23 protein-coding genes are annotated in these 23694 nt (G+C 71.5%); 13 read left to right on the forward strand and 10 right to left on the reverse strand.

Features of this window, described 5'->3' with window-relative positions; genetic code table 11:
* The first annotated feature begins 31 nt into the window (after nucleotides 1-31).
* Together IE217_RS05025 and IE217_RS05030 are read left to right on the forward strand one after the other, a co-directional pair.
* Nucleotides 32-256: a hypothetical protein gene (locus IE217_RS05025; RefSeq protein WP_190176454.1), complete on the forward strand. Its 225-nt coding sequence runs from the start codon at nucleotides 32-34 to the stop codon at nucleotides 254-256.
* Nucleotides 253-975, forward strand: a complete 723-nt coding sequence (locus IE217_RS05030; RefSeq protein WP_229865032.1) for a M48 family metallopeptidase — start codon at nucleotides 253-255, stop codon at nucleotides 973-975. The genes IE217_RS05025 and IE217_RS05030 overlap by 4 nt, the downstream gene beginning before the upstream one ends.
* A gap of 150 nt (nucleotides 976-1125) precedes the next feature.
* Here IE217_RS05030 and IE217_RS05035 read toward each other — a convergent pair whose 3' ends face one another.
* The 3 genes from IE217_RS05035 to IE217_RS05045 are packed head-to-tail and all read right to left on the reverse strand — an operon-like array spanning nucleotide 1126 to nucleotide 3444.
* Nucleotides 1126-1794: a contact-dependent growth inhibition system immunity protein gene (locus IE217_RS05035; protein WP_190176455.1), complete on the reverse strand. Its 669-nt coding sequence runs from the start codon at nucleotides 1792-1794 to the stop codon at nucleotides 1126-1128.
* A 16-nt stretch (nucleotides 1795-1810) separates the two neighbouring features.
* A complete protein-coding gene (locus IE217_RS05040) occupies nucleotides 1811-3094 on the reverse strand; it encodes an RNase A-like domain-containing protein (RefSeq protein ID WP_190176456.1) in 1284 nt (427 codons plus the stop codon).
* Nucleotides 3091-3444, reverse strand: a complete 354-nt coding sequence (locus IE217_RS05045; RefSeq protein ID WP_190176457.1) for a hypothetical protein — start codon at nucleotides 3442-3444, stop codon at nucleotides 3091-3093. Before IE217_RS05045 ends, IE217_RS05040 begins: the two co-directional genes overlap by 4 nt.
* A gap of 359 nt (nucleotides 3445-3803) precedes the next feature.
* Here IE217_RS05045 and IE217_RS05050 point away from each other — a divergent pair, with 359 nt between their 5' ends.
* A complete protein-coding gene (locus IE217_RS05050; protein WP_190176458.1) occupies nucleotides 3804-5618 on the forward strand; it encodes a bifunctional metallophosphatase/5'-nucleotidase in 1815 nt (604 codons plus the stop codon).
* A gap of 37 nt (nucleotides 5619-5655) precedes the next feature.
* On the opposite strand, the gene IE217_RS05055 is transcribed toward IE217_RS05050, so the two are convergent.
* The 4 genes from IE217_RS05055 to IE217_RS05070 all read right to left on the reverse strand — a co-directional run bounded on the left by IE217_RS05055 (nucleotide 5656) and on the right by IE217_RS05070 (nucleotide 11050).
* Nucleotides 5656-6306: a putative DNA-mimic protein gene (locus tag IE217_RS05055; RefSeq protein WP_190176459.1), complete on the reverse strand. Its 651-nt coding sequence runs from the start codon at nucleotides 6304-6306 to the stop codon at nucleotides 5656-5658.
* Between the two features lie 72 nt (nucleotides 6307-6378).
* Complete coding sequence (locus tag IE217_RS05060; protein ID WP_190176460.1) at nucleotides 6379-8838, reverse strand: dolichyl-phosphate beta-glucosyltransferase; 2460 nt, start codon at nucleotides 8836-8838, stop codon at nucleotides 6379-6381.
* Nucleotides 8835-9539, reverse strand: a complete 705-nt coding sequence (locus IE217_RS05065; RefSeq protein WP_190176461.1) for a GntR family transcriptional regulator — start codon at nucleotides 9537-9539, stop codon at nucleotides 8835-8837. Before IE217_RS05065 ends, IE217_RS05060 begins: the two co-directional genes overlap by 4 nt.
* A gap of 146 nt (nucleotides 9540-9685) precedes the next feature.
* Nucleotides 9686-11050, reverse strand: a complete 1365-nt coding sequence (locus tag IE217_RS05070) for an aspartate aminotransferase family protein (RefSeq protein ID WP_190176462.1) — start codon at nucleotides 11048-11050, stop codon at nucleotides 9686-9688.
* Between the two features lie 264 nt (nucleotides 11051-11314).
* Between IE217_RS05070 and IE217_RS05075 the strand changes: the two genes are divergently transcribed.
* Nucleotides 11315-13291, forward strand: a complete 1977-nt coding sequence (locus IE217_RS05075) for a serine/threonine-protein kinase (protein ID WP_373297956.1) — start codon at nucleotides 11315-11317, stop codon at nucleotides 13289-13291.
* Between the two features lie 70 nt (nucleotides 13292-13361).
* On the opposite strand, the gene IE217_RS05080 is transcribed toward IE217_RS05075, so the two are convergent.
* Complete coding sequence (locus tag IE217_RS05080) at nucleotides 13362-14111, reverse strand: SLATT domain-containing protein (protein ID WP_190176463.1); 750 nt, start codon at nucleotides 14109-14111, stop codon at nucleotides 13362-13364.
* Nucleotides 14112-14388: 277 nt separating this feature from the next.
* Between IE217_RS05080 and IE217_RS05085 the strand changes: the two genes are divergently transcribed.
* From IE217_RS05085 to IE217_RS05095, 3 genes are all read left to right on the forward strand, one after another.
* A complete protein-coding gene (locus IE217_RS05085) occupies nucleotides 14389-14733 on the forward strand; it encodes a YbaB/EbfC family nucleoid-associated protein (protein WP_190176464.1) in 345 nt (114 codons plus the stop codon).
* 61 nt (nucleotides 14734-14794) lie between these two features.
* Nucleotides 14795-15394 carry a recombination mediator RecR gene (gene recR / locus IE217_RS05090; protein ID WP_190176465.1) on the forward strand — a complete coding sequence of 200 codons (600 nt, stop codon included), beginning with the start codon at nucleotides 14795-14797 and terminating at the stop codon, nucleotides 15392-15394.
* Nucleotides 15387-16046 (forward strand): DUF5063 domain-containing protein, encoded by a 660-nt coding sequence (locus IE217_RS05095; protein ID WP_190176466.1) that lies wholly within the window; start codon nucleotides 15387-15389, stop codon nucleotides 16044-16046. Before recR ends, IE217_RS05095 begins: the two co-directional genes overlap by 8 nt.
* On the opposite strand, the gene IE217_RS05100 is transcribed toward IE217_RS05095, so the two are convergent.
* Complete coding sequence (locus IE217_RS05100) at nucleotides 16039-16695, reverse strand: response regulator (RefSeq protein ID WP_190176467.1); 657 nt, start codon at nucleotides 16693-16695, stop codon at nucleotides 16039-16041. The two genes, IE217_RS05095 and IE217_RS05100, sit on opposite strands and share 8 nt — an antisense overlap.
* Nucleotides 16696-16925: 230 nt before the next feature.
* Between IE217_RS05100 and IE217_RS05105 the strand changes: the two genes are divergently transcribed.
* From IE217_RS05105 to IE217_RS05130, 6 genes are all read left to right on the forward strand, one after another.
* Nucleotides 16926-17735 (forward strand): helix-turn-helix domain-containing protein, encoded by an 810-nt coding sequence (locus IE217_RS05105; RefSeq protein ID WP_190176468.1) that lies wholly within the window; start codon nucleotides 16926-16928, stop codon nucleotides 17733-17735.
* Nucleotides 17728-17913: a DUF397 domain-containing protein gene (locus IE217_RS05110; RefSeq protein ID WP_190176469.1), complete on the forward strand. Its 186-nt coding sequence runs from the start codon at nucleotides 17728-17730 to the stop codon at nucleotides 17911-17913. The genes IE217_RS05105 and IE217_RS05110 overlap by 8 nt, the downstream gene beginning before the upstream one ends.
* 178 nt (nucleotides 17914-18091) lie before the next feature.
* Nucleotides 18092-19369 (forward strand): aspartate kinase, encoded by a 1278-nt coding sequence (locus tag IE217_RS05115; RefSeq protein ID WP_190176470.1) that lies wholly within the window; start codon nucleotides 18092-18094, stop codon nucleotides 19367-19369.
* A 76-nt stretch (nucleotides 19370-19445) separates the two neighbouring features.
* The gene (locus IE217_RS05120) at nucleotides 19446-20498 is read left to right on the forward strand and encodes an aspartate-semialdehyde dehydrogenase (protein WP_190176471.1); all 1053 of its coding nucleotides are present in this window, start codon (nucleotides 19446-19448) and stop codon (nucleotides 20496-20498) included.
* Between the two features lie 444 nt (nucleotides 20499-20942).
* A complete protein-coding gene (locus tag IE217_RS05125; RefSeq protein ID WP_373297957.1) occupies nucleotides 20943-21647 on the forward strand; it encodes a SigE family RNA polymerase sigma factor in 705 nt (234 codons plus the stop codon).
* Between the two features lie 113 nt (nucleotides 21648-21760).
* Nucleotides 21761-22819, forward strand: a complete 1059-nt coding sequence (locus tag IE217_RS05130) for a hypothetical protein (RefSeq protein WP_308432688.1) — start codon at nucleotides 21761-21763, stop codon at nucleotides 22817-22819.
* 87 nt (nucleotides 22820-22906) lie between these two features.
* Here IE217_RS05130 and IE217_RS05135 read toward each other — a convergent pair whose 3' ends face one another.
* Nucleotides 22907-23689 carry an SURF1 family protein gene (locus tag IE217_RS05135; protein ID WP_190176474.1) on the reverse strand — a complete coding sequence of 261 codons (783 nt, stop codon included), beginning with the start codon at nucleotides 23687-23689 and terminating at the stop codon, nucleotides 22907-22909.
* Between the last annotated feature and the right edge of the window lie 5 nt (nucleotides 23690-23694).

Below are 23694 nucleotides of genomic sequence, written 5' to 3' on the forward strand. Positions count from 1 at the left end.
CGACCAGTGTGTCCGTCGTTAAGGAAGCGGGATGCTGCTGAGATTCCGAGTGGCCAACGTCCGGTCCCTGCGCGATGAGCAGGAGCTGTCGTTCGTCGCGCCCGAGGACGACGAGAACGAGCTGGCCACGGCGCGCGAGGCGGAACTCTCCGACGGCAGGCGGCTCCCTGTCCACACCGTCCTCGGCGTCTTCGGGGCGAGCCGGTCCTCACCGAGGACGGCTCCCTGGTGGTGGACGGGTGCGAGCTGCGCGTGAGGATCAGTGCTCGGCGCCGCCGCATCGGCCTGACCGTGGAGCGGGACAGGACCCTCACCCTGCACGTTCCCCGAGGATGCGAACTCCGGCGGGTCAGGGAGTTCGTGCGCGGCAGCAGTGCCTGGATCGACGACAAGACGAGGCTCAGCGAGCAACGCCGCCAACTGCACCCGGTCCGTACGCTCCAGGACGGTGAGATCCACCGGTACCTGGGGCGGGACTACCGCCTGCTCGTCGTTGACGGGGAGGGGTCAGCAGGAGGGGAGCCGTCGCGAGTCAACGCATCCCCGGTGCGACTGGTCGCGGGAAGGTTGCAGGTGGACAGCTCGGTCGCCGAGAACCCGGCACTCATCCGTGCGGCTCTCGCGGACTGGTATACCCGGGCCGGGCAGCGCTGGACGCGAGGGCGCCTGCAGCCGTGGGCCGCGCGGATGGACGTCCCTGAGCCGGAGGTCCGCGTGCGCGATCTCGGCCACCGGTGGGGGAGCTACCGTGCCGGACCGGCGAACGGGATCGTGTCGCTGCACTGGGCCACCTTCCAGTTGCCCATTCACCTGGTCGACTACGTGATCGCGCATGAACTCGCCCACGCGAAGGTGTCTGGCCATGGCCCCGACTACTGGCGGTTGCTGGGCCGGGCGCTGCCCGAGTGCCGACAGATCAAGGCGGAGCTGGACGAGCTGGGGCGACGCGTTTGGATGGGCGACCTCTCGACCTGAGTACCAACGGTCGCAGACCTCCGACGGACCGGTCCCAAACTTGCGCGGGCTGGGCCAAAGGCCATCCCGGCTCAACCGGGAGCGAACGGGAAGGCGCTGCCAGACCCGCTTGGCCGGTTGCCGGAAGGGCCGCCAGAACTTCCAGGTCGGTCATGCTCGCGGGTGGCGATGAACAATGATGTCCCTGACGTCGGCGAGCCACTGGCGCAGGGAGACGCCCTCCGGCGGGGGTTCTCTGAGACCGAGTACTGTGGCCGCTTCGGCGAGCTCGTCCTCCGTTGAGTTCAGAGTCAGGAATTCCGTGGCTTCTGATGCGGCTTGTGCCACGTCCTCGTGCGGTTCGCCAGTCAGATAGTCCTGCATCGCTTCCGCATGCGAGTGGTACTCGATTTCGAGACTGTCCTGATAGAAGTAGGCTCCGAGGAAGTGGGCGAGCGCCGGGAAGCGCTCCGTCCATTCCCACGAGGTCTGCGGCCGGACGGTCGGGTCGGGCGCCGGTGGTGCGGTCAGGAATTGGTTCAGGTGATGGCGAACGACCCTGAGGCAGTCCTCCACGCCCGCTCCCCGGGGAGGTTGGATGTGGGGCAGAAGGTCGACGTCGTCGGCAATCTCGTCGCTGAAGAGGCCGACTTCGAGCAGGTCGTCGATTTCGCGCAGCGCGGCCGCGGCTCGGTCAGGGGTGCGGGCCGCTGTGCGCAGGTAGGACTTCAGAGCACGGCCTGGGGCCTCCAGAGTGTCGTCGAAGACCTCGCCGGTTGATTCGTAGGCGCTGAGGAGGCAGCTCAGTTCGTGGAAGCGATCGTCTGAGAGCGCGGTCATGTGTCCCTGGCCGGTTCTAGGAAGGGTAGGAAGTCAGGACTCGGTAGCCGAGAGAAGCAGTCGGGTCGCGCTTGAGGACGACCGTCGCGCCGTCGACCCATTCTGGCGGGAGGCCGTTGCGAAAATTGTATCGACCCAGGCTCAGGCCGGTGTTTTCGCCAAGGTCTTCCACTACGAAGGCTTCCTTGGGTGATCTCTTCGGACTGTTCAGCCAAGCTTCGACCTGCTTTTGACGCTTCAAAAGTACGGCGTCGGTGAACTTCTGGGCGGACTCCTCGTCGATGTAGCGGGAGGCCGTGTTGAGTTTCGGGTTGGCGCGAAGCCGGGCCCGTAGATCTCGTGTGGTCACGGCAACGTGCTTCGCCAGCGTATGGGGCTTCGACTTGGCCGTGCCCTGGCCTTCGTCGCCCGCCAGGTCGGCTCGGTACTTCGGATTGACCGCTCCTTTTCGTTTGCTGCGCGGCCATGCGTTGGGTTCCCCGTCTCCCTTGATGAGCAGGCCGAGGTCGTCGAGAGCGGGCCCCGTTCCATCGGGCATGGCCAACGCGGGACTGAGCGAGGGCAGTTGGACGCCATCGAGCAGCTCCGTGAAGCCGCCTGCGTCACGTGCGGCCCGGACAGTTGCACCGCCCCCGCCGAACGCGCCGCCCAGGAAGGCTCCGTAGAGTGCGGCCTCATGTGCCTCGTCGAGGCTGAGTCCTCCCTTCTGCTCGCCCAGGGCGATGGACACAGGCTGGGTGACGGCGAGATCCACGGTGATGGACTCGACGCCTCCGAAAGCTGCGGTGGCCAAGGTGGTGCCCGCGATGGCGGCGATCTCCTCGGTCACCGCGACACCCAGGCCGGCGGCGAGTTCCGTGACCGTGGCCGCCGCCGCTACTGCCGCCCCCTCCGAGATGCCCGCGGTGAAGATGGCCAGGGCGGTGCCGGCGACGAGCGTGGCGCCGACGATCTCCAGTTCGTGTTCCAGCTTCTTCTTCGCCCCGTGCACGGCGTCCGCGTACGCGTCGAGCGCCTTGGCCATGTCGCGGGCAGCGTCGGCCAGGTCCTTCAGCCAGCCGTGCCCGTCGTGGTAGTAGCGGCGCCAGAACGGGTCGTCGAAGGCGGAGATGGCCTCGCCCTTGTTGTGCTCGATGATGGACCGGGCCGCCTTGTTGGCACCGGCCGTGACATCGTCGACGTCGTCGGCGAAGTCCCGCCACGTCTTTGCCGCATCCCTGAGCCCACCCTCATCGGCAGCCGGCCACCACATGCCGGTCATGTCCTGGACGACCTTGCGGGCCTTGTCCGCGACACTCACCGGCCGTCGCCCTTCGGGTCATGGTCGACATGGATTCGGCTGAACATGCCGCGGATCAGCTCTTCGTTGTCGATATGGCCGTCCGCCATGTCGACCATGGCCTCGTGAATGCCGGCCAGACCGTCGACCAGGATCTGGGCAGCGCTCTCGATCCGCTTGACGTGCGGGCCGTATACCTTGTGGAACTTCTCGCCCTGCTCGTCGTCACCCCAAGGCGCTCCGGCCGCGGCGAGCCCGTGCTTCAGCTTGGTGAGGGCCTGTGCAAGAGCAACGCTCTGATGGCCGAAGTGCGGCGCTGTCGCCTTCAGATCTGCGAGCTTGATGTCGAGTATCTCGCCACTCTCACCCATGACTTGATGTTCTCCCCGCCCGTTGACTGCCCGGTTGTTCGACCCTAACTGTCGATCACTTCTTCACCACCGCATGGAGCAAAAGGGCGGGCAAAGGCGTGTCGGCCGACCGTGAGCTCTCTCACGCTCAATGGGCGTGACGCTGGTGAGTGGGCCCTGCCGCGGGCAAGGCCGAACCTGTTCCAGTTGTCCCTTCGGCGGGCGCTCCTGTGCCGGTGACGTTTCTGGCTCACTCTTGACCTGGACATGGGCATTTTCTGGTTCCCGGCCTCGGCGGCGCACGAGGACGATCTACGCGGGTAGCCCCGCCGCGCGGCCCGCCATCCACTCGCGCCTACGCCAGTCCTCAGGAGCTCAGCATGCCCCTAAGTCCCATGAACCGCCGGGAGTTCGTCAAGAAGTCGGCCGTCACCGGGGCGGCCGTCGCCGCCGCCGGGCCCCTCGCGGCGGCCCCCGCCCGGGCGGCCGAGCAGGAGCACGGACACGGCCACGGGCACCGACCCCGCACCTGGTCCTTCTCCATCCTCGGGACCACCGATCTGCACAGTCACGTCTTCGACTGGGACTACTACAAGGACGCGGCCTACACCGACAAGGCCGGCAACTCCGTGGGGGTGGCGCGGGTCGCCACGCTCGTGAAGCAGCAGCGGGAGGAGAAGGGGGAGGAGCGGGTACTGCTCGTCGACGCCGGGGACATCATCCAGGGCACCTCGCTGGCCTACTACTTCGCCCGCGTCGATCCCATCACCGACGGCGTCAGGCACCCCATGGCCGTCGCCATGAACCACATGCGCTACGACGCCGCCGCCCTCGGCAACCACGAGTTCAACTACGGCATCGACGTGCTGCGGAAGTTCGAGAGCCAGTGCCGTTTCCCGCTGCTCGGCGCGAACGCGCTGGACGCGAAGACCCTGCGGCCCGCCTTCCGCCCGTACACCGTGAAGCGGATCCGCGTCCCCGGCGCCCCCGACATCAAGGTCGGCATCCTCGGCCTGACCAACCCGGGCATCGCCCTGTGGGACAAGGACAACGTCAGCGGCAGGATGGTCTTCCCGGGGCTGGTGGAGCAGGCCAGGAAGTACGTGCCGCGGCTGCGCGCGCTGGGATGCGACGTCGTGTTCCTGACCGACCACTCCGGCCTGGACGGGTCGTCCTCGTACGGCGACGAACTGCCGTACGTCGAGAACGCCTCCAACCTCGTCGCCGAGCAGGTCCCCGGCATCGACGCGATCCTCGTCGGCCACACCCACGTGGAGGTGCCGTCGTACACCGTCAAGAACGCGGAGACCGGTGAGGATGTGCTGCTCTCCGAGCCCTACTGCTGGGGTTACCGGCTGAGCGTCTTCGACTTCGAGGTCGAGCTGCACTGCGGCCGGTGGCGGGTCACCGGCAAGACGGCGCGGACCCTCAACCCCAACACGGTGGACGAGGACCCGGAGATCAAGCGGCTGCTGGAGGCCGACCACGAGCTGGTCGTGAAGTACGTCAACACCCCGGTCGGCACCTGCACCCAGGACCTCTCGGCGGCCGAGTCCTGCTGGAAGGACGTGCCGATCATGGACTTCATCCACAAGGTGCAGTCGGACACCGTGAAGGCCGGGCTGTCCGCGGCCGACGCGGCGCTGCCGCTGATCTCGGTCGCCGCGCCCTTCAGCCGCACCGCCGACATCCCCCAGGGCAACGTCACCATCAAGGACATCGCCGGGCTCTACATCTACGACAACACCCTCTACGGCAAGAAGCTCACCGGCGCCCAGCTCAAGGACTACCTGGAGTACGCGGCGAAGTACTACCACCAGGTGCCCGCCGGCACGAAGGTCGACACCGCCACCCTGACGAACGCCAACAACTTCTGGGACTACATGTACGACACCGCCGCCGGCGTCGACTACGAGATCGACATCGCGCAGCCCGAGGGGTCGCGCATCAAGAACCTCACGTACAAGGGCGCACCCGTCGCCGACGACCAGGTCTTCGTCGTGGCCGTCAACAACTACCGTGCCAACGGCGGCTCCGGCTATCCGCACATCGCCTCGGCCGCGATCGCCTACAGCTCCACCAACGAGATCCGCCAGCTGATGATCGACTACGTGACCGCGAAGAAGACCCTCGACCCGGCCGACTTCGCCGACGTCAACTGGCGGCTGACCCAGGACGGCACCCCGGTGTTCTGACCGCCGGCCGCCCCCGGCCCATCCCGAAGACGGCCCGTCAGCTGAAGACGATCATCGAGCCCTGGGCCAGGCTCCGGGTCGCCGCCGCGTGCAGCCCCAGCCAGACGTGGCGTTCGCGGGCGAAGGGGCTCGGGTCGTACGGGGCCGGGGCCGCCGGCTGCTCCAGTTCCGTGGGGCCCGCCGGCGGCTCCGGCGGCGCCGGGGGGTTGGCCGGGTCGATGCCGAGGGAGGGCGCCACCTGCTCCAGCTCCCGCAGCAGCGCCTGCGAGGACCCCAACGGACCGCCGCCCGCGAGCAGTTCGTCGTTGGACAGGGGCCGCGGGAAGTCCAGGGGCACGTAGGCGCCCGCGTGGTCGTAGTGCCAGACCAGGTGCGACTGCTGGGCCGTCGACTCGAACATCTCCAGCAACTGCTCGTAGTCCCCGCCCAGTTCGTCCACCGGCGTCAGCGGCAGACCGCACACCTGGAGGAGATGGGCGCGGCGCAGGAAGTGCAGGGCGTCGTAGTCGAAGCCGGCCACCGGCGCCACCTCGCCGGACAGGCCCGGCATGTACTGGTACACCGGCACCGGCGGGAGCCCGTTCTCGGCGAGCACCTTGTTGTACTGCGCGAGTTCCTCGGCGAACGGGTTGTCGGGGGTGTGGCACAACACGTCGACGAGCGGTACCAGCCACAGGTCACAGGCCAAAGAGGGCTCCTCGCATAGAGCAGGGCGTCGTGCGTCCGGGGGAGTGTAGAGCGTAGTCGGTCGCGGTCCGGGTCAGCTCCCCTCGTGCGGGCCCCTCCGGGCGGGATCCCGCTCGTGCAGGTCCCATACCCACACCCCGCCGGTCCACTTGCCCTCCCGGCCCACCAGCTCGGTGACGACCTTGCGCAGCCGGTCGTCGTTGTCCTGCGGTACGAGGACGAGGGCGCCCGCGTGCCAGTAGGCGAAGTCCTGCCGCGCCCGGGCCCGCCAGCCGGCGTCGATGACGGGCGCGGAGCCGGTGTAGCGCACGTCCCGCAGCATGTCGGAGGTGTAGCGGGGGGCGGCGCCGTAGATGCCGGCGCGGTCGGGGCCGTAGGGTCCGTTGAAGTAGCCGCCGGGCAGCCTGAAGCCGAGGTGGGCCGCCGTCTGCCAGTGCAGCGCCTCGGCCGCGCCCGGGTCGGGCAGTGGCACCGGCACGAGCGACTCGCCCTCGTGGACGTACGGCTTCCACATCCCCTCGGTGAAGAAGCGCGGCACCGGGACCCGGTCCACCGCCTTCAGCGGCGCCGGGATGACCGGGAGCAGCGCGAGGGCGACGGCCAGCAGACCGCCGTAGAGGGTGGTGACCGCGCGGGCCGAGGCGAGCCGTTCCAGCGCCAGGGCGAGCAGCATGCCGAGCGCTGGCGCGCAGATCATCGCGACCCGGCCCTCGATGACCGACTCGAAGAGCGGCTTGTCCGCGAGCAGTGCCCACGGGCCGGGGTAGACCGTGTCGGTCAGCGGGAGGCGGAACTTCGGGCCGAGCGAGAGCAGGGCCGCGCCGGCCGCCGTCACCGCCAGCGCCCTGACCAGCGGCCGCTCCCACAGCCGTACGGCGATCGCCAGGGCGAGCAGGGCCAGGGGCCAGCCGTAGAAGGCGTTCTGCTCGGTCGGGTTGAGGGACAGGGCGTTCGCGCGGCCCGCGTCGCCCGCGAACAGGGAGCGCTCGGCGAAGGCGAGCAGGGCGAGCGGGCTGTTGCCGGCGTTGTCGCCGTGCAGCACGCTGTGGTAGCTCTGCGGGCCCGCGAACTGCCAGTACAGCGGGTAGGCGACGACCGGCAGGCAGACCGCGCCGGCGATCGCCATGCCCTTGGCCAGCGGCCGCCAGGCCGCCTTCGCCACGTCCCTGCGCGCCAGCGCGTAGGCGGCCGCGAACAGCGCCATGCCCATCGAGGCGAGCAGCAGCGGCTCCTCGCCGAGGAAGATCTGGTACGCCGCCATCAGCCCCAGCACGATCCCGTCCCGCCGCACCCGCGTGCCCTCGCACAGCCGCAGCGCGCGGTCGACGATCAGCGGGATCATGAACAGGACGACGAAGTTGGGGTGCGCGTTGGCGTGGCTGACCATCGGCGGGGCGAACGCGGCGAGCGAGGCGCCGACGAGGGCCGCGCCCCGGTGCCGTACGACCCGCTTGACGATCAGCCAGTACCAGGCGGCGGCCGTGGCGGCCAGGCCCAGGGTCATGCACAGGCTGAGCGCGAGCGCGGGCCCGAAGGCGAGCGTGAGGGGGGCGAAGGGCACGGACAGGCCCAGCATGACCGTGTTGGCCATCAGGTTGACGCCGCCGGGGAAGCCCTGGAGGTCGGTGAAGAACGGGTTGCGCAGATGGGCCACGTTGTCGGCGGTGACCGCGAAGAACCACTCCCACTGGTTCTGGTCCTGGAGCGAGTCGGGCAGATAGCGGTGGGCCGGGTCGAAGAAGCGGCCCGAGTACAGGGCCACCGCCATGAGCAGGAAGCAGACGACGGCCAGCACGTCGGCGGGGCGCACGGAACGGGCCCTGAGGCGGGCGAGTTCGGCGAGGACCCACGCGTAGTCGAGCGGCCCGACTTTGGAGCCGGACTGGTGCGACCAGCGCACGGGGACCTCGGCGACGGACCAGTCGGCGCGGCGGAAGTGCCGCAGCACCTCCACGTCGATGCCCCAGCCGTTGAGCCGGGAGGCGGCGAACGCGGCTCGGGCGCGGTCGCCGTCGAACAGCTTGAAGCCGCACTGGGTGTCCCGTATGCCCGGCACCGCGACCCGGCGTATGAGCAGGTTCCCGGCCCGGCCGAGCAGTTCGCGCACCCGGTGCTGGCGGCTCAGTATCGTCGCGCCCGGCACCGAGCGGGAGCCGATGGCGGCCGCGTTGCCCTCGCTGAGCGCCTTGTCGAGTTGCTGGAGCTCCTCGATCGGGGCCGCGAGGTCGGCGTCGGTGACCAGCACGCGGCCGCCGCGGGTGGCGGCGACGCCGAGGCGCAGGGCGTTGCCCTTGCCCCGGTTGCGGTCCGCGGCCACCAGCCGGACCCGCGGGTCGTCCCAGGCGGTGACGAGGGCGCCGGTACCGTCGGTGGAGCCGTCGTCGGCGACGACGACCTCCCACTCGCCGAAGCGGCTCTCGTTGTCGCTCAGGTACCCGGTGACGGCGTCGAGGGTCGGGCCGAGCCGCCGTTCCTCGTTGTAGGCCGGTATGACGACGGACAGGTCGACGACCCGGGTGGACGTGCCGCTCATCCGGCGGCCAGCCGCTCGACCAGGGCCAGTGAGTGCGCGTTGTACGCGGTGACGACCGCGTGGGCGGCCGAGGTGTCCCGCTTCACCAGGGCGTCCACGAGTTCGGTGTGGCCGCACCACAGCACCCCCCGCAGATCGCCCAGCCGGCGCAGGTGCTGCACCGCGCAGACCCAGGTCTGCACCCGCAGCCGGTGCAGGAAGTCCGCGAGGTAGGGATTGCCGAACAGCAGGGCCAGCTCGCGCCAGAACCGCAGGTCGTAGCCGATCAGCACGGTCAGGTCGCCCGCGCCGGCCGCGCGCTGCGCCTCCTCGCCGCGCCGCCGGACCCCGGCGAGCGTGGTGGCGACCCGCGGCTCCAGCGGATCGCGCAGCGCCTCGTGCCACCCCTCGTGGAGCACCCGGAACATGCCGTCGGTGACCAGGCCCCGGGCCTCGATCATCTCCCGGAAGTCGGCCAGCGAGTACTCCCGCACCCGGAAACCGCGGTGCTGGTCGGCCTCCAGCAGCCCCTGCGCGGACAGGTCGACCAGCGCCTCGCGCACGGGGGTCGCGGACACCCCGTACTGGTCGGCGATCTCCTTGACCGTGAACGCCTGCCCCGGCTGGAGCCGCCCGGCCAGCACCTCGTCGCGCAGTGCGTCCGCGATCTGCTGCCGCAGGGTGCTGCGCGTCACGGCGCCGGTGCCGCTGATGCCGGGCATGGTCGGGGCGTCTCCTCGCGCGTGCGGGTGGCGTGCTCGTACACCTATGTCTACGAGCACGCCACCTTACGCGTTCGGGTTCCGCCGGAGGCCGGGCGATCCCGGGCGGACGGGCGGCGCAGTGTCCCGCCCGGTCCGCTCGTGTCCTACTCGGTGTGCTCGTCGGCCACCGACAGGGCCGCGTCCAGGGCCGCCAGGCCTTCCTTCAGCTCGGCCTCGCTCGCGTTGCAGGGCGGGACGACGTGGGTGCGGTTCATGTTGATGAAGGGCCACAGGCCGCGGGCCTTGGCGGCGGCGCCGAAGGCGGCCATGGGGGCGTTCGCCTCGCCGGCCGCGTTGTAGGGCACCAGCGGTTCACGGGTCTCGCGGTTCTTCACCAGTTCCAGCGCCCAGAACATGCCGACGCCGCGCACCTCGCCGACGCTCGGGTGCCGCTCGGCCAGCTCGCGCAGCGCGGGTCCGACGACGTCGGCGCCCAGCCGGGCCGCGTTCTCGACCACGCCCTCCTCGGCCATCACGTTGATGGTCGCGACGGCCGCCGCGCACGCCAGCGGGTGCCCGGAGTAGGTCAGACCGCCGGGGTAGGCCCGCTTGCCGAAGGTCTCCGCGATCCTCTGGGAGATCGCCACGCCGCCCAGCGGCACGTACCCGGAGTTCACGCCCTTGGCGAAGGTCATCAGGTCCGGCACGACGTTGAACAGGTCGGCCGCGAACCACTCACCGGTCCGCCCGAACCCGGCCATCACCTCGTCGAGGACGAACACGATCCCGTACTTGTCGCACAGCTCGCGCACCCCGGCGAGATAGCCGGGCGGCGGCACCATGATCCCGGCCGTGCCCGGAATGGTCTCCAGGATGATCGCGGCGACGGTCGACGGCCCCTCGAAGGCGATCGTCGTCTCCAGGTGCTCGAGCGCCCGCTCGCACTCCTGCTCCTCGGTCTCGGCGTAGAAGCGGGAGCGGTAGAGGAACGGCGCCCAGAAGTGCACGACACCGGCCGAGCCGTTGTCGGAGGCCCAGCGGCGCGGGTCGCCGGTGACGTTCACGGCCTGCTGCGTACCGCCGTGGTACGAGCGGTACGCCGACAGCACCTTCGGCCGCCCGGTGTGCAGGCGGGCCATCCTGATCGCGTGCTCGACGGCGTCCGCGCCGCCGTTGGTGAAGAAGATCTTGTCCAGGTCGCCCGGCGTCCGCTCGGCGATCAGCCGCGCCGCCTCCGACCGCGCCTCGACGGCGAACGCCGGCGCGAAGGTGGCCAGCTTCCCGGCCTGCTCCTGGACCGCGGCGACGACCTTCGGGTGCTGGTAGCCGATGTTGGTGAAGACGAGCCCGCTGGAGAAGTCCAGGAAGCGCCTGCCGTCGTAGTCCCAGAAGTACGACCCTTCGGCGCCGGCCACGGCCGGCGGGTCGATGAGCTCCTGCGCGGACCAGGAGTGGAAGACGTGCGCACGGTCGGCGGCCTTCACGGCCGCGCCGGCCTCGGGGCGGGGCTGAGCAGAGCTAGGGGTCATGCGGGCGAGCGTAGGCGTCCGGGGTGCGGACGCGGCATGGGCGTCCTGTCTGCGGTCGGCCGGAATTAGCGACAGACTGTCGGGCCCACCCACCGGCTCGGTGGTGGTGTCGCGTGGGTGGGGCGGCGCGGCTCCGGGGGCGGGCAGGCCGCGCCGTTACGGAACCGTAGAGGCGGGCCGTCCCGGGGGCCCGCGCACCGGCACTATCCTCGGTCTGTCGCACAGGGGATATCGGGGGATATCGGGGGGGGAGGCGGTTCAGCCTTGGAGAAGCTCGGGCCCGGCGATCCGACGGGGGTCCCCCCGGATGTTGAGTTCCGGGGGAAGATCGGGGTGTACCGGTTGCTGGCGCGGCTCGGCGCCGGGGGCATGGGGCAGGTGTACCTGGCCCGGTCGGACCGGGGGCGGACCGTCGCGGTGAAGGTGGTGCGGCGCGAGCTCGCCCAGCGGGAGGAGTTCCGGGCGCGGTTCCGGCAGGAGGTGCAGGCCGCGCGCCGGGTCGGCGGCCACTGGACGGCGCCCGTGCTGGACGCCGACACCGAGGCGCCCGTGCCGTGGGTCGCCACCGGATACGTCGCCGGTCCCAGCCTCCAGCAGGTCGTCGGGCACGACCACGGGCCGCTGCCCGAACGGTCGGTGCGGATCCTCGCGGCCGGTCTCGCCGGGGCGCTCAAGGACATCCACGCGGCCGGGCTCGTCCACCGCGACCTGAAACCCTCCAACGTGCTGGTCACGATCGACGGGCCGCGCGTCATCGACTTCGGCATCGCGCGGGCGCTGGAGACCGTCACCGACGGCGGGCTGACCCGGACCGGCGCGATGATCGGCTCGCCCGGCTTCATGGCGCCCGAGCAGGTGCGCGGCGACCGGGTCACCTCCGCCTGCGACGTCTTCTGCCTCGGTTCCGTCCTCGCCTACGCCGCCACCGGCGCCCTGCCCTTCGGCGGCGCCGACAGCGGGGTGCACGCGCTGATGTACCGCATCGCCGAGGAGGAACCCGACCTCACCGGGCTGCCCGAGGGGATCGCCGACCTCGTACGGGCGTGCCTGAGGAAGGACCCGGCGGCCCGGCCCACGCTCGACCAGATCCTGGAGCGCACCGGCGCCGAGGACACGGTGGCCGACGGCCGCTTCCGCGATCCGTGGCTGCCGAGCGCGCTGGTGGCCCAGCTCGGGCGGCACGCGGTGCGGCTGCTGGACACGGAGAACCCGGAGAACCCGGAGGAGCCGGAGGAGCCGGGGTCCGGCCTGGCGGCCGGTACCGATGCCGGTGACGGCCGTCCCGTCGTGGAGCTGACCAAGGGGGCGGCGAAGGCGGAGGGGACCTCCGGGACCGCCGGGACCGCCGGGACCGCCGGGACCGCCGGGACCGCCGCGACTTCGGGAGCCGCCGCGGCCGCCGTGGCCGGCGGTGACGCCCCGACCGCCGTGCAACCCCCCGTCGCCGCCCCCGGCGCCCCGGTGAACCACCAGCCCACCATGGTCGCGGGCCAGGCGCCGCCGCCCCCGGTCCACCCCGCCTACGGCCCTCCCCAGCAGTACGCCCCGCCCCCGCAGCCCCTGTACGGCTCACCGGGCACGACCCCGCCCTACGGTGCGCCGCCGTCCTACGGCTCCTCGCCGTACGGCCCGTCGGCGTACGACCCCGCGCCGGAGCCGCGCCGGGGCGGCCGGTCCACGCTCGCGCTGATCGCGGTCGCGCTCGTCGTGGCGCTCGGCGCGGGCGGCTCGGTGTACGCCCTGATGAAGGGCGGGGGCGGCGACGACAAGAGCGGCGGCCCGGGCCCCTCCCGGACCACCGGCGCGCCCACCACCCCCGGCCCCACCGGCACCGGCCCCTCACCGACGGAGTCCGAGACGGGGACATCGTCCCCGTCACCGACCGGTGGCGTGGTGCCGACCGGCTATCTGGGCAGCTGGACGGCGACGATCAACAACGCGTTCGGCGCCAACAGCCGCCGCCTCACCATCACCCAGGGCGAGGTGGGCGACCCGGTGCTCACGCTGGTCGCGGACGGCCCGACCGGCAACGGCACGTACCACTGCGTGTTCGAGGCCCGGCTCACCCGGCAGCCCGGCGCTGGCGGTCCGCTGGAGATCGGCCCGTCCACCGTCACGACCGGGCGGGCGAGCGAGGGCTGCAACGCGGGCGCGGCCACGGAGGTGACCCTCCAGCCGGACGGCACCCTGGAACGCGTGAACACCGGCAGCGGCGAAAAGCTCGTCTACACCCGGGAGTGAACTCCCGCACCACACCCGCACGTCGGCCCCCGACCGCTCGCCCCGGCCCGGGGCGTCGGCCGTCGACGGCTCACCGCGGCTCGGGAGGGCGCTGTCTCGGCATGTTCGGCCGGGCGGCGCCCGGGGGGAGGGCCGGGCGGCCGAACGGCGCGGTGGCGGTCTCGGCGCGGCCGGCCGGGGGCACGGCCGACTGGATGCCGAGGGGGGCCGGGCCGACGCGGAACTCCACCATCCAGTCGGCGGTCTCGGTGCGCACCAGCTCGGTCACGTCCTCCGAGAAGCGCCGCAGCACCGCCAGGCACCGCTCGGCGGCCTCCCCGGCCGTGCCCTCGGCCGGGCCGAGCACCTCCCGTACGCACTCCGACGCCCAGTCGAACTGGAGCGCCTGGAGCCGCCGCTGCACCGCCTGCGCGGTCGCCACGTCCCGCATCCACCCGGCGGTCACCCCGAAGCACCGGTCGACCCCGACGCACGCCACGGCCAGCAGCAGCGCCAGGTACCCCCAGCGCGCCGCCCCGCCCACCGCCCCGGTCAGGTCCAGCAGCGGCAGCGCCGCCCCGGTCACCGCGCCCGCGGCGGCCCCGCCGCGCAGCGCCCGCGCCCCGCGCCGCTTCCACTCGCGCTCCGCGAGGTACCAGGCCGCCGTGTGCAGCGCGCCCCGCTCCACCCACCGGTACAGCTCGTCCAGCCGCTCGGCCGGCTCGCCCCAGTCACCGAGCGGGAACGGCCGCCCGGTCAGATCGCCCGGCCGGAGCCCGGCCGCCCCCTCGCCCCGCCCGTCCTGCGGCGGACGCTCGGGCTGCATCTCCGGCTGACCCACCCGGCACTCCCTACTGATCACGGTGCGTGAGGCTGTGCTGTGCGGCCGCGGCTCGCCCGCCGTGCCGGACCCCTTCCTACCGCCCAATGGGTGGCGAAGCGGAGCCAAGCGTCGTTTTTCCGCCCGGAAGAGGGTCTTGATCAGGTATAGGACCCATCGCAAACTCACTCGAAAGAGTGGCGGGGCGCTGCCTGCCCGGAGCACGTAGGCTCGTGCCAACGGGGAATCCGGCAGGACGGTCCCCGCCCAGGCAGCCGTACGAAAGCAGGAGCCGATCGTGATTCCCGGTGGTGGCCAGCCCAACATGCAGCAACTGCTCCAGCAGGCCCAGAAGATGCAGCAGGATCTGCAGCACGCGCAGGAGGAACTGGCGCAGACGGAGGTCGAGGGGCAGGCGGGCGGCGGTCTGGTGAAGGCCACCGTCACCGGCGCCGGCGAACTGCGGGCGCTGAGGATCGACCCGAAGGCGGTCGACCCGGAGGACACCGAGACCCTCGCCGACCTGGTCGTCGCGGCCGTGCAGGCCGCCAACGAGAACGCGCAGGCCCTCCAGCAGCAGAAGCTCGGCCCGCTCGCCCAGGGACTGGGCGGCGGCAGCGGCATTCCGGGGCTGCCCTTCTGAGGCGGCCCGCGGGCAACTACCGTACGTACCGAAAGAAACCGTCAGGAAGGGCGGCAGTCCGTTGTACGAAGGCGTGGTCCAGGACCTCATCGACGAGCTGGGGCGGCTGCCCGGCGTCGGTCCCAAGAGCGCGCAGCGGATCGCCTTCCACATCCTCCAGGCGGAACCGGCGGACGTGCGGCGGCTCGCCCAGGCCCTGCTCGAGGTGAAGGCGAAGGTCCGCTTCTGCGCCGTCTGCGGCAACGTGGCGCAGGAGGAGCTGTGCGGCATCTGCCGCGACAGCCGCCGCGACGCGTCCGTCATCTGCGTGGTCGAGGAGCCCAAGGACGTCGTCGCCATCGAGCGCACGCGTGAGTTCCGCGGCCGGTACCACGTCCTCGGCGGGGCGATCAGCCCGATCGAGGGCGTCGGCCCGGACGACCTGCGGATCAGGGAGCTGCTGGCCCGCCTCGCGGACGGCACGGTCACCGAGCTCATCCTGGCCACCGACCCCAACCTGGAGGGCGAGGCGACGGCGACGTACCTCGCGCGCATGATCAAGCCCATGGGCCTGAAGGTCACCCGCCTGGCCAGCGGCCTCCCGGTGGGTGGCGACCTGGAATACGCGGACGAGGTCACCCTCGGCCGCGCCTTCGAGGGGAGACGACTCCTAGATGTCTGACGCCACGCTGCACGCCACCGGCCGGAACCCGGACGACTTCGCGGTGCAGATCGCCGACCAGATCGAGAGCTTCCTGGTCGCGGTCACCGAGGTCGCCAAGGGCGACGAGCCGGACTCGGCGGTGCCCTTCCTGCTGCTGGAGGTGTCCCAGCTGCTGCTGGCCGGCGGGCGGCTCGGCGCGCACGAGGACATCGTGCCCGACGAGCGCTACGAGCCCGACCCCGGCCCGGAGCAGGACGTGGACATCCTCCGTGAGAACCTCGGCCGGCTGCTGGAGCCGATCGACGTCTACTCCGAGGTCTTCGACCCCTACGAGCCGCGCCGGGCCCCCGTGCCCGCGCGCATCTCCGACGACCTGGCCGACGTGGTGGCCGACCTGCGCCACGGCATGGCCCACTACCGCGCGGGCCGCGTCACCGAGGCCCTGTGGTGGTGGCAGTTCTCCTACTTCTCCAACTGGGGCTCGACCGCCTCCGCCACCCTGCGCGCCCTGCAGTCCCTGGTCGCCCACGTCCGCCTGAACCAGCCCCTGGCGGAGCTGGACGGCCTGGACACCGACCAGGGCGTGGGCGACGACACCCTGGAGTTCGAGGCCGGCCAGGTCATGGCCCAGGAAATCGGCGGCCCGCTGGGGATGGGCCCGGTCAAGTAGCCGACTTCGGGAACCGGCCCACCTGTCCCAGCAGCGCGAACAGCTCCGTCGGGGACTGGGTGGTGCCGTCGCCCCCGGCGGCGGCCACCTGCTCCCGGCGTGCTGCCGCGTTCGAACCGCCGTAGACGAAGACCGGGGTCTTGTCGCCGGCCTCGCGGATCTTCCGGATCAGCGTGAGCCCGGCGTCGGGGGCGAACCCCCCGGCCTCGGCGCGGCCCATGTCGGAGATCACGGCGTCGAAGGGCTGCGTTGCCCTCCGCAGGGCCCGCAGACCCTCGTCCGTGGACCGGGCCTGCACGACCTCCACGCCCATCGCCTGCAACTGGCCGGCCTGATAGGCGTTGTTGGCGGGCGTGTCGTCGACCCACAGGATCCTGCGCAGGACGCGTTGCGACCGCGGTTCCGGCTCCTGTCCGGGCCGGGGCCGATCGGTCTGGGCCGTGATGTGCTGCTGGAGCTCCGCGGTGGTCTGGACGATCTGGTCCGTGAACTCCTGGACCGTCAGTTCGTTGTTGCCGACCTTGAGGCTGAAGGCCCGCTTCCTGAGGATGTCCCGGACGTCCGGAAGCAGCTTCCACACCACCCAGACGGCGAACATGGGCCATGCCAGGCCGGTCAGCGCGTGGATCAACACTGCCGCGTCGCGCATCACAGGCCTCCCCGGCCCGGCCCGTACCCTTGCACGATCAACGCTCGTCCCCCGATTCCCCCGCACGTGCCTGCCCGCCAGGGTAGGGCAACTCGACTGTAGGGGAACCAAGTTGGCGTGCCGCTCCCCGCACCACGGTGACCCCCCGGACATCACCGGGCGACCGTTCGGGCCCTTTGTCCTCACGCGATGTCAGAGAGCGGTTACCTTCGGTGGCGGAGGTGGATGCCGTGTCCGGTGAGAGCAACCAGCCGCCCGCCGCGTGGCGCTACGGCGGAGACCAACTCAAGCGCTGGCGCGCGAAGGCGGACGTCACCAGGGAGAAGCTGGCCTCCGCCGCCAACTACTCCCCGGAGACCATCGCCTCGATGGAGCGCGGGGTACGCCGGCCGACCTCACGCGTACTGGACGTGGCGGACGAGTTGTGCGGTGCACAGGGGATGCTGAGTGCCGCGAAGCCGTTCCTGGACCGGGAGCGGTTCCCCGCGCGGGCGCAGGACTTCATGGTGCGGGAGAAGGAGGCGACCAGTATCTGGTCGTACGAAGTCACCTATATTCCCGGGCTGTTGCAGACGGAGAGGTACGCGCGCGAGCTCATCGACAACCATGTGCCGCCGCTCGACGAGGAGACGGTGAACGAGCGGATCGCGGCCCGAATGGAGCGGCAGGCCATCCTCGCGGCCCGGAAGCCGCCTGTGGGTCTCAGCTTCGTCCTCTATGAGGCTGTGCTGCGCAGCCCCCAGGTGGACGCTGAACAATTGCTCCGTCTGCTGGAAGCGGCCCGGCCGCGGAACGTCGTGGTGCAGGTGCTCCCGTTCGAGCGGGCCACCCCTGCGGCGCTGATGGGGCCCATGGTGCTGCTGGAGACCCAGGATTACGAGCGATTCGCCTTCACGGAGGGATCATTCGCCAGCGAGCTTTCGGCCGATCCTGGGGTTGTCAGCCGCGTGACCGAGCGGCTTAGCATGATCCGCACACAGGCCCTCGACCCCGGCGAGTCGGCCCGTTTCATCGAGCGGATGGTGGATCAGCGTGAGTGACCAGCTCAAGTGGTTCAAGTCCAGCTACAGCGACAGTGAGGGCGGCAACTGCGTCGAGGTGGCCCTCTCCACCGCCGTCCATGTCCGGGACTCCAAGATGCCCGCCGGCCCCCGGCTCCGTGTCACCGCCTCCGCCTGGGCGGCGTTCGTTTCCGTGGTCGGCGGGCCGGCCGTGTGACCCCGAGCACGTTCCGAGTGGTGGCGGTGCGGCTGGGCATGAGCCGTGCTGAGCAGGGGGCGTCCGGCCGTCTCACCATGCGGCATCGCGGTGGGAGGATCCGGGCGCTCGATAGACTGAGCCGACCGCACCGCAGCTGCGTATGTGCGGCAGAACACGGACTGAGCGAGGAGCGCACGTGGGCCTTGTCGTGCAGAAGTACGGAGGCTCCTCCGTAGCCGATGCCGAGGGCATCAAGCGCGTCGCCAAGCGGATCGTGGAAGCGAAGAAGAACGGCAACGACGTTGTCGTCGTCGTTTCCGCGATGGGCGACACGACGGACGAGCTGATCGATCTCGCCGAGCAGGTTTCCCCGATGCCTGCCGGGCGCGAGCTCGACATGCTGCTGACCGCCGGAGAGCGGATCTCCATGGCACTGCTGGCCATGGCGATCAAAAACCTGGGGCACAAGGCCCAGTCGTTCACCGGCAGCCAGGCAGGAGTCATCACCGACTCGGTCCACAACAAAGCCCGGATCATCGACGTCACGCCGGGCCGCATCCGCACCGCGCTGGACGAGGGCAACATCGCCATCGTCGCCGGTTTCCAGGGCGTCAGCCAGGACAAGAAGGACATCACCACGCTCGGCCGCGGCGGCTCGGACACGACCGCCGTCGCGCTGGCCGCCGCCCTCGACGCCGAGGTGTGCGAGATCTACACCGACGTCGACGGCGTGTTCACCGCCGACCCGCGCGTGGTGAAGAAGGCCCGGAAGATCGACTGGATCTCCTTCGAGGACATGCTGGAGCTGGCCGCGTCCGGCTCCAAGGTGCTGCTCCACCGCTGTGTGGAGTACGCGCGCCGGTACAACATCCCGATCCACGTCCGCTCCTCCTTCAGCGGGCTGCAGGGCACGTGGGTCAGCAGCGAGCCGATCGAGCAAGGGGACGAGCAGGTGGAGCAGGCCATCATCTCCGGTGTCGCGCACGACACCTCCGAGGCCAAGATCACGGTGGTCGGCGTGCCCGACAAGCCCGGCGAGGCCGCCTCCATCTTCCGGACCATCGCCGACGCCGAGATCAACATCGACATGGTCGTGCAGAACGTGTCCGCCGCCTCCACGGGCCTGACGGACATCTCCTTCACGCTGCCCAAGAGCGAGGGCCGCAAGGCCATCGACGCGCTGGAGAAGAACCGCTCGGGCATCGGCTTTGAATCCCTGCGCTACGACGACCAGATCGGCAAGATCTCCCTGGTCGGCGCGGGCATGAAGACCAACCCCGGCGTCACCGCGGACTTCTTCACCGCGCTCTCCGACGCGGGCGTCAACATCGAGCTGATCTCGACCTCCGAGATCCGCATCTCGGTGGTCACCCGCAAGGACGACGTGCCGGAGGCCGTGCGCGCCGTGCACACCGCCTTCGGTCTGGACTCCGACAGCGACGAGGCCGTCGTCTACGGCGGCACCGGACGATGACCGTCCCACGGCGCGCCCCTCGTCGTACCGCCCGGCGGCGCGTGATCGCCGCCGCTCGCGGCGGAGGCGTACGACGATGACCGTCCGACCGACGCTCGCGGTCGTGGGAGCGACCGGAGCCGTCGGCACGGTCCTGCTCCGGATCCTGTCCCAGCGCGCGGACATCTGGGGCGACATCCGCCTGATCGCCTCGCCCCGCTCGGCCGGCCGCAAGCTGGCCGTGCGCGGCGAGGAGGTCGAGGTGACGGCCCTTGCCGAGGACGCCTTCGACGGGGTGGACATCGCCCTGTTCGACGTCCCCGAGGACATCGCGGCCCAGTGGGCGCCCGTCGCGGCGGCCAGGGGCGCGGCGGTGGTCGACAACTCCGCCGCCTTCCGCCGCGACCCCGACGTGCCGCTGGTGGTGCCGGAGGTGAACCCGGCCGCGCTGCGCAGGCGCCCGCGCGGGATCGTCGCCAGCCCCGACTGCACCACCCTCACCATGATCGTGGCGCTGGGCGCGCTGCACGCCGAGTTCGGGCTGCGCGAGCTGGTCGTCTCCTCGTACCAGGCGGTGAGCGGGGCCGGGCAGGCGGGCATCGAGACCCTGCGCCGCCAGCTGTCCCTCGTGGCGGGCACCCAGCTGGGCACCAACCCCGGTGACGTGCGGCGGGCGGTCGGGGACGGCACCGGGCCCTTCCCCGAGCCGGTCGCGCTGAACGTGGTGCCGTGGGCCGGTTCCCTGTGCGACGAGGGCTGGTCCTCGCAGGAGATGCGGGTGCGCGACGAGTCCCGCAAGATCCTCGGCATGCCCCAGCTCCCGGTCGCCGTGACGTGCGTACGCGTGCCCGTGATCACCACCCACTCCCTGACCGTGCACGCCCGCTTCGAGGGCGAGGTCACCGTCGGCAAGGCGCGGGAGATCATCGCCACGGCCCCCGGCGTGGTGCTGTGCGACGACCCGGCCGCGGGCGAGTTCCCCACGCCCGCCGACGTGGTGGGCACCGATCCGACGTGGGTCGGGCGGGTGCGCCGGGCGCTGGACGACCCGACGGCGCTGGAGCTGTTCGTCTGCGGCGACAACCTGCGCAAGGGCGCCGCGCTGAACACCGCCCAGATCGCGGAGCTGGTGGCGGCCGAGAAGGCGTGACTCCGGCGACCGAGAAGGCGTGACTCCGGCGCCCGGAGCGCGTGACTCCGGTCGCAGCTCGGAGTTACCGGCGGGAAACCCCTGGCCCGGACCGAAAGTGTTTGTAGGATTCAAGTAAGAAATAGGGCCGGAAGTGGTGAGGGCCTTGGTCCGTACCACTTGATCCACGTCGCCTCGGCGTCCGATGATTTCCCTCCCCGTCCTCCGCAACCGCGCGAAGGGCGGGGAGCGTCTTTGCGGTCGCCCTCCGGGGGCGTGGGGACGCGGCGGGGCGTGGGGACGTCCCGCCGGCCAATGACATAGGGGAAGAGCGGGACGCATGAGGGCATCCGAGGCACCGTCCGTTGTGCCGCCTGGCGCGAGAACGTTGTCAGTCGCGTCACTCGGCGCGAAACCGGCGCCCGGCGCGTACAACCCCGGCGGGGGCAGACGTGTCCAACTGGCGTGGCAGAGGTTCTCGACTTCTCCCCCAGTCTCTTCGAGCGGGGGGTATCCCCAGCGGTCGCCCGCGGCACGGCCCTCAGGCCGCCCCGCACGGCGCACCGCCCGCGCATGCCCGGCGCGCCCGGCGGCATGCCGGTGATCGCGCCCATGCCCGCCGCGCGGCCCGCCCGCATCCCGAACCAGCGTGACGGCGCCGCGGACACCGTGGCGGCCGGCACCACCGTCGACCACCTGACCGAGACCTACCGGGCGCACTACCGCTCGCTGCTGGGTCTGGCCGCGCTGCTCCTGGACGACACCGCCTCCTGCGAGGACGTCGTGCAGGAGGCCTTCATCCGCGTCCACTCGGCCCGCAAGCGCGTCCGCGACCCCGAGAAGACGCTCGCCTACCTGCGTCAGACGGTCGTCAATCTCTCCCGCTCGGCGCTGCGCCGCCGCATCCTCGGCCTCAAGCTGCTGTCCAAGCCGATGCCGGACATGGCGAGCGCGGAGGAGGGGGCCTACGACCAGCTGGAGCGCGACTCGCTGATCAAGGCGATGAAGGGCCTCCAGCGCCGCCAGCGCGAGGTGCTGGTGCTGCGCTACTTCGCGGACATGACCGAGGCGCAGGTCGCCGAGACGCTCGGGATATCGCTGGGTTCGGTGAAGGCGTACGGCTCCCGTGGCATCGCGGCGCTGCGCGTCGCCATGGGGGCGCCGGCATGAGCGAGAACGGTGAGGGGCGCGAGTCGCACGAGCGGCACGAGCCCTACGCGTGGCACGAGCCGACGCGGCCACAGGAGCAAGAGCACAGCCAATCGCACGCTGGGAACGACACCGTGAACCACAGCCCCGACGACCTGGGTCCCGGGGGGCTCGACCCGGACGAGCTGGACCTGCGCAGGATGCTGCACCAGGCGGTCGGCGACGTCGAGCCGCGCGAGGGGACGCTGGACCACCTCAGGCGCGCGGTCCCGGCCCGGCGGGCCCGCAAGCGGCAGGCCGCGGTCGGCATGGCCGCCGCCGCGCTGTTCCTCGGCACCGCCGTCCCGGCCCTCGTGCACGTCTCCGACTCCACCGGCTCCGACGCCAACCCCGCCATGGCGGGCCAGGCTGCGCAGTCCCAGGGCGGCACCGGCCAGGGCAAGAACCCGGACGGCGGCCCGAGCGGCGGCGGCGACCCGTCCGGCAAGGCCCCCGACAGGGCCACGTCCGGCAAGCGGGGCGACCAGAAGGGCGGCAAGGGCGCCGGCACGGGCAACGGCACCGGCGGCGGCACCGGCACCCCGTCCACCACCACCGGCACCGGCACGCCCGCGTGCACGGCCGCCCAGCTCGGCTCCCCGACCGCCACCGTGGCCGCCCCGGACTCGGCCGGCATCGTCTACGGCACCTTCCACGTGGCCAACATCTCGTCCGCCAGCTGTACGGTGTCCGGCTCCGGCTCGGTGAGCACCCTGGCTCAGGGCGCGGCCGACGCCACGAAGATCAGCGTGGTGCGGCACTCCGCGGGCGACGCCGCCACCAGCCTGCCCGACCCCTCGACGGAGGCCTCCGGGCTGATCCTGCTGCCGGGCGCGGCCTACGAGGTGAAGTTCGCCTGGGTGCCCTCGGCGGCCTGCCCGAGCACCACCGGCGGCGGCACCGACACCGGCGGCACCCAGAGCGGCGCGCCCTCGCCCGACCCGTCGCCCAGCCAGGACGCGGGCGCCACCAACTCCACGACCGGCACGGAGACCGGCGCCTCGACCCAGATGGTCAGGGAGGACGGCGCGCCGGCCGACGGCAGCGTGGTGGTCTCGCACACCGCGGAGGCGGGCTCTCCGACGGTCTCGGCGACGGTGCCGAACGCCTGCTCCGGCACGGTCTACCGCACGGGCGTGCTCGCGGCGTCGTGACCGCGGGGGTGCTCACGGTGTCGTGACCGCGGGCGTCTCACCGCGGGGTGCTTCACGGCGTCGTGAGCGGAGAGCGCGCGGGCCCGCTCACACCACGGCGGGCTCCTCGCCCTCCGGCACCAGCCCCAGCTCGGCGTCCCGCAGGGCCTCCACCTCGCGCCGCACCAGCCGGAACCACATGAACACCACGAACCCGGCGAAGACGAACCACTCGCCGGTGTACCCGAGGTTCTGGAAGGCCTTGAGGTCGAGCCCGGTGTTGTCCGGCGCCTTCGCCGGCACCGCCTTCATCCCGGAGTCGGCCTTGTCGAGGGTGATCCACGCGTCGTAGACGTCGTACGGCACGAGGTTCACCAGTGAGGCCGCGCTGATCGCGCCGGTCTGTCCTGCGGGCAGTCCGCCCTGGGCGGTGACCCCGTTGTCGCCGGGCGTCTCGGAGGCCTGGAGCGCGCCGGTGACCGTGACCTCGCCGGAGGGCGGGGCGGGCGCCTTGGCCGCGTCGGCGGTTCCGGGCAGCCAGCCCCGTACGACGGGGAGCGCCTTGCCGGAGTCCGTGCGCAGCAGCGTCAGCACGTAGTACCCGCGCTTGCCGTCCAGCTCGCGGCCGGGGACCAGCAGTTGCGTGGCGTACCGGCCGGTGGCGGTGGCGCGCATGCCGGAGGTCCTCTTGTCGACGGGCAGCAGCCGCGCCAGCGGCGTCGCCGCCGCGGTGCGGTCCGCGTCGGCCCGCTGGGTCGCGGCGCGGTGGTCGTGCACCCGTCCCTCGAACCGGCTGAGCTGCCACGATCCCATGAAGATGCAGAAGGGGATCGCCAGCAGGACGAAGACGTTGATCCCCCACCAGCGGGGCGTCAGCAGAAACCGGTACACACCAC

This window comes from Streptomyces naganishii JCM 4654 (assembly GCF_014650575.1).
GTDB classification, from domain to species: Bacteria; Actinomycetota; Actinomycetes; order Streptomycetales; family Streptomycetaceae; genus Streptomyces; species Streptomyces naganishii.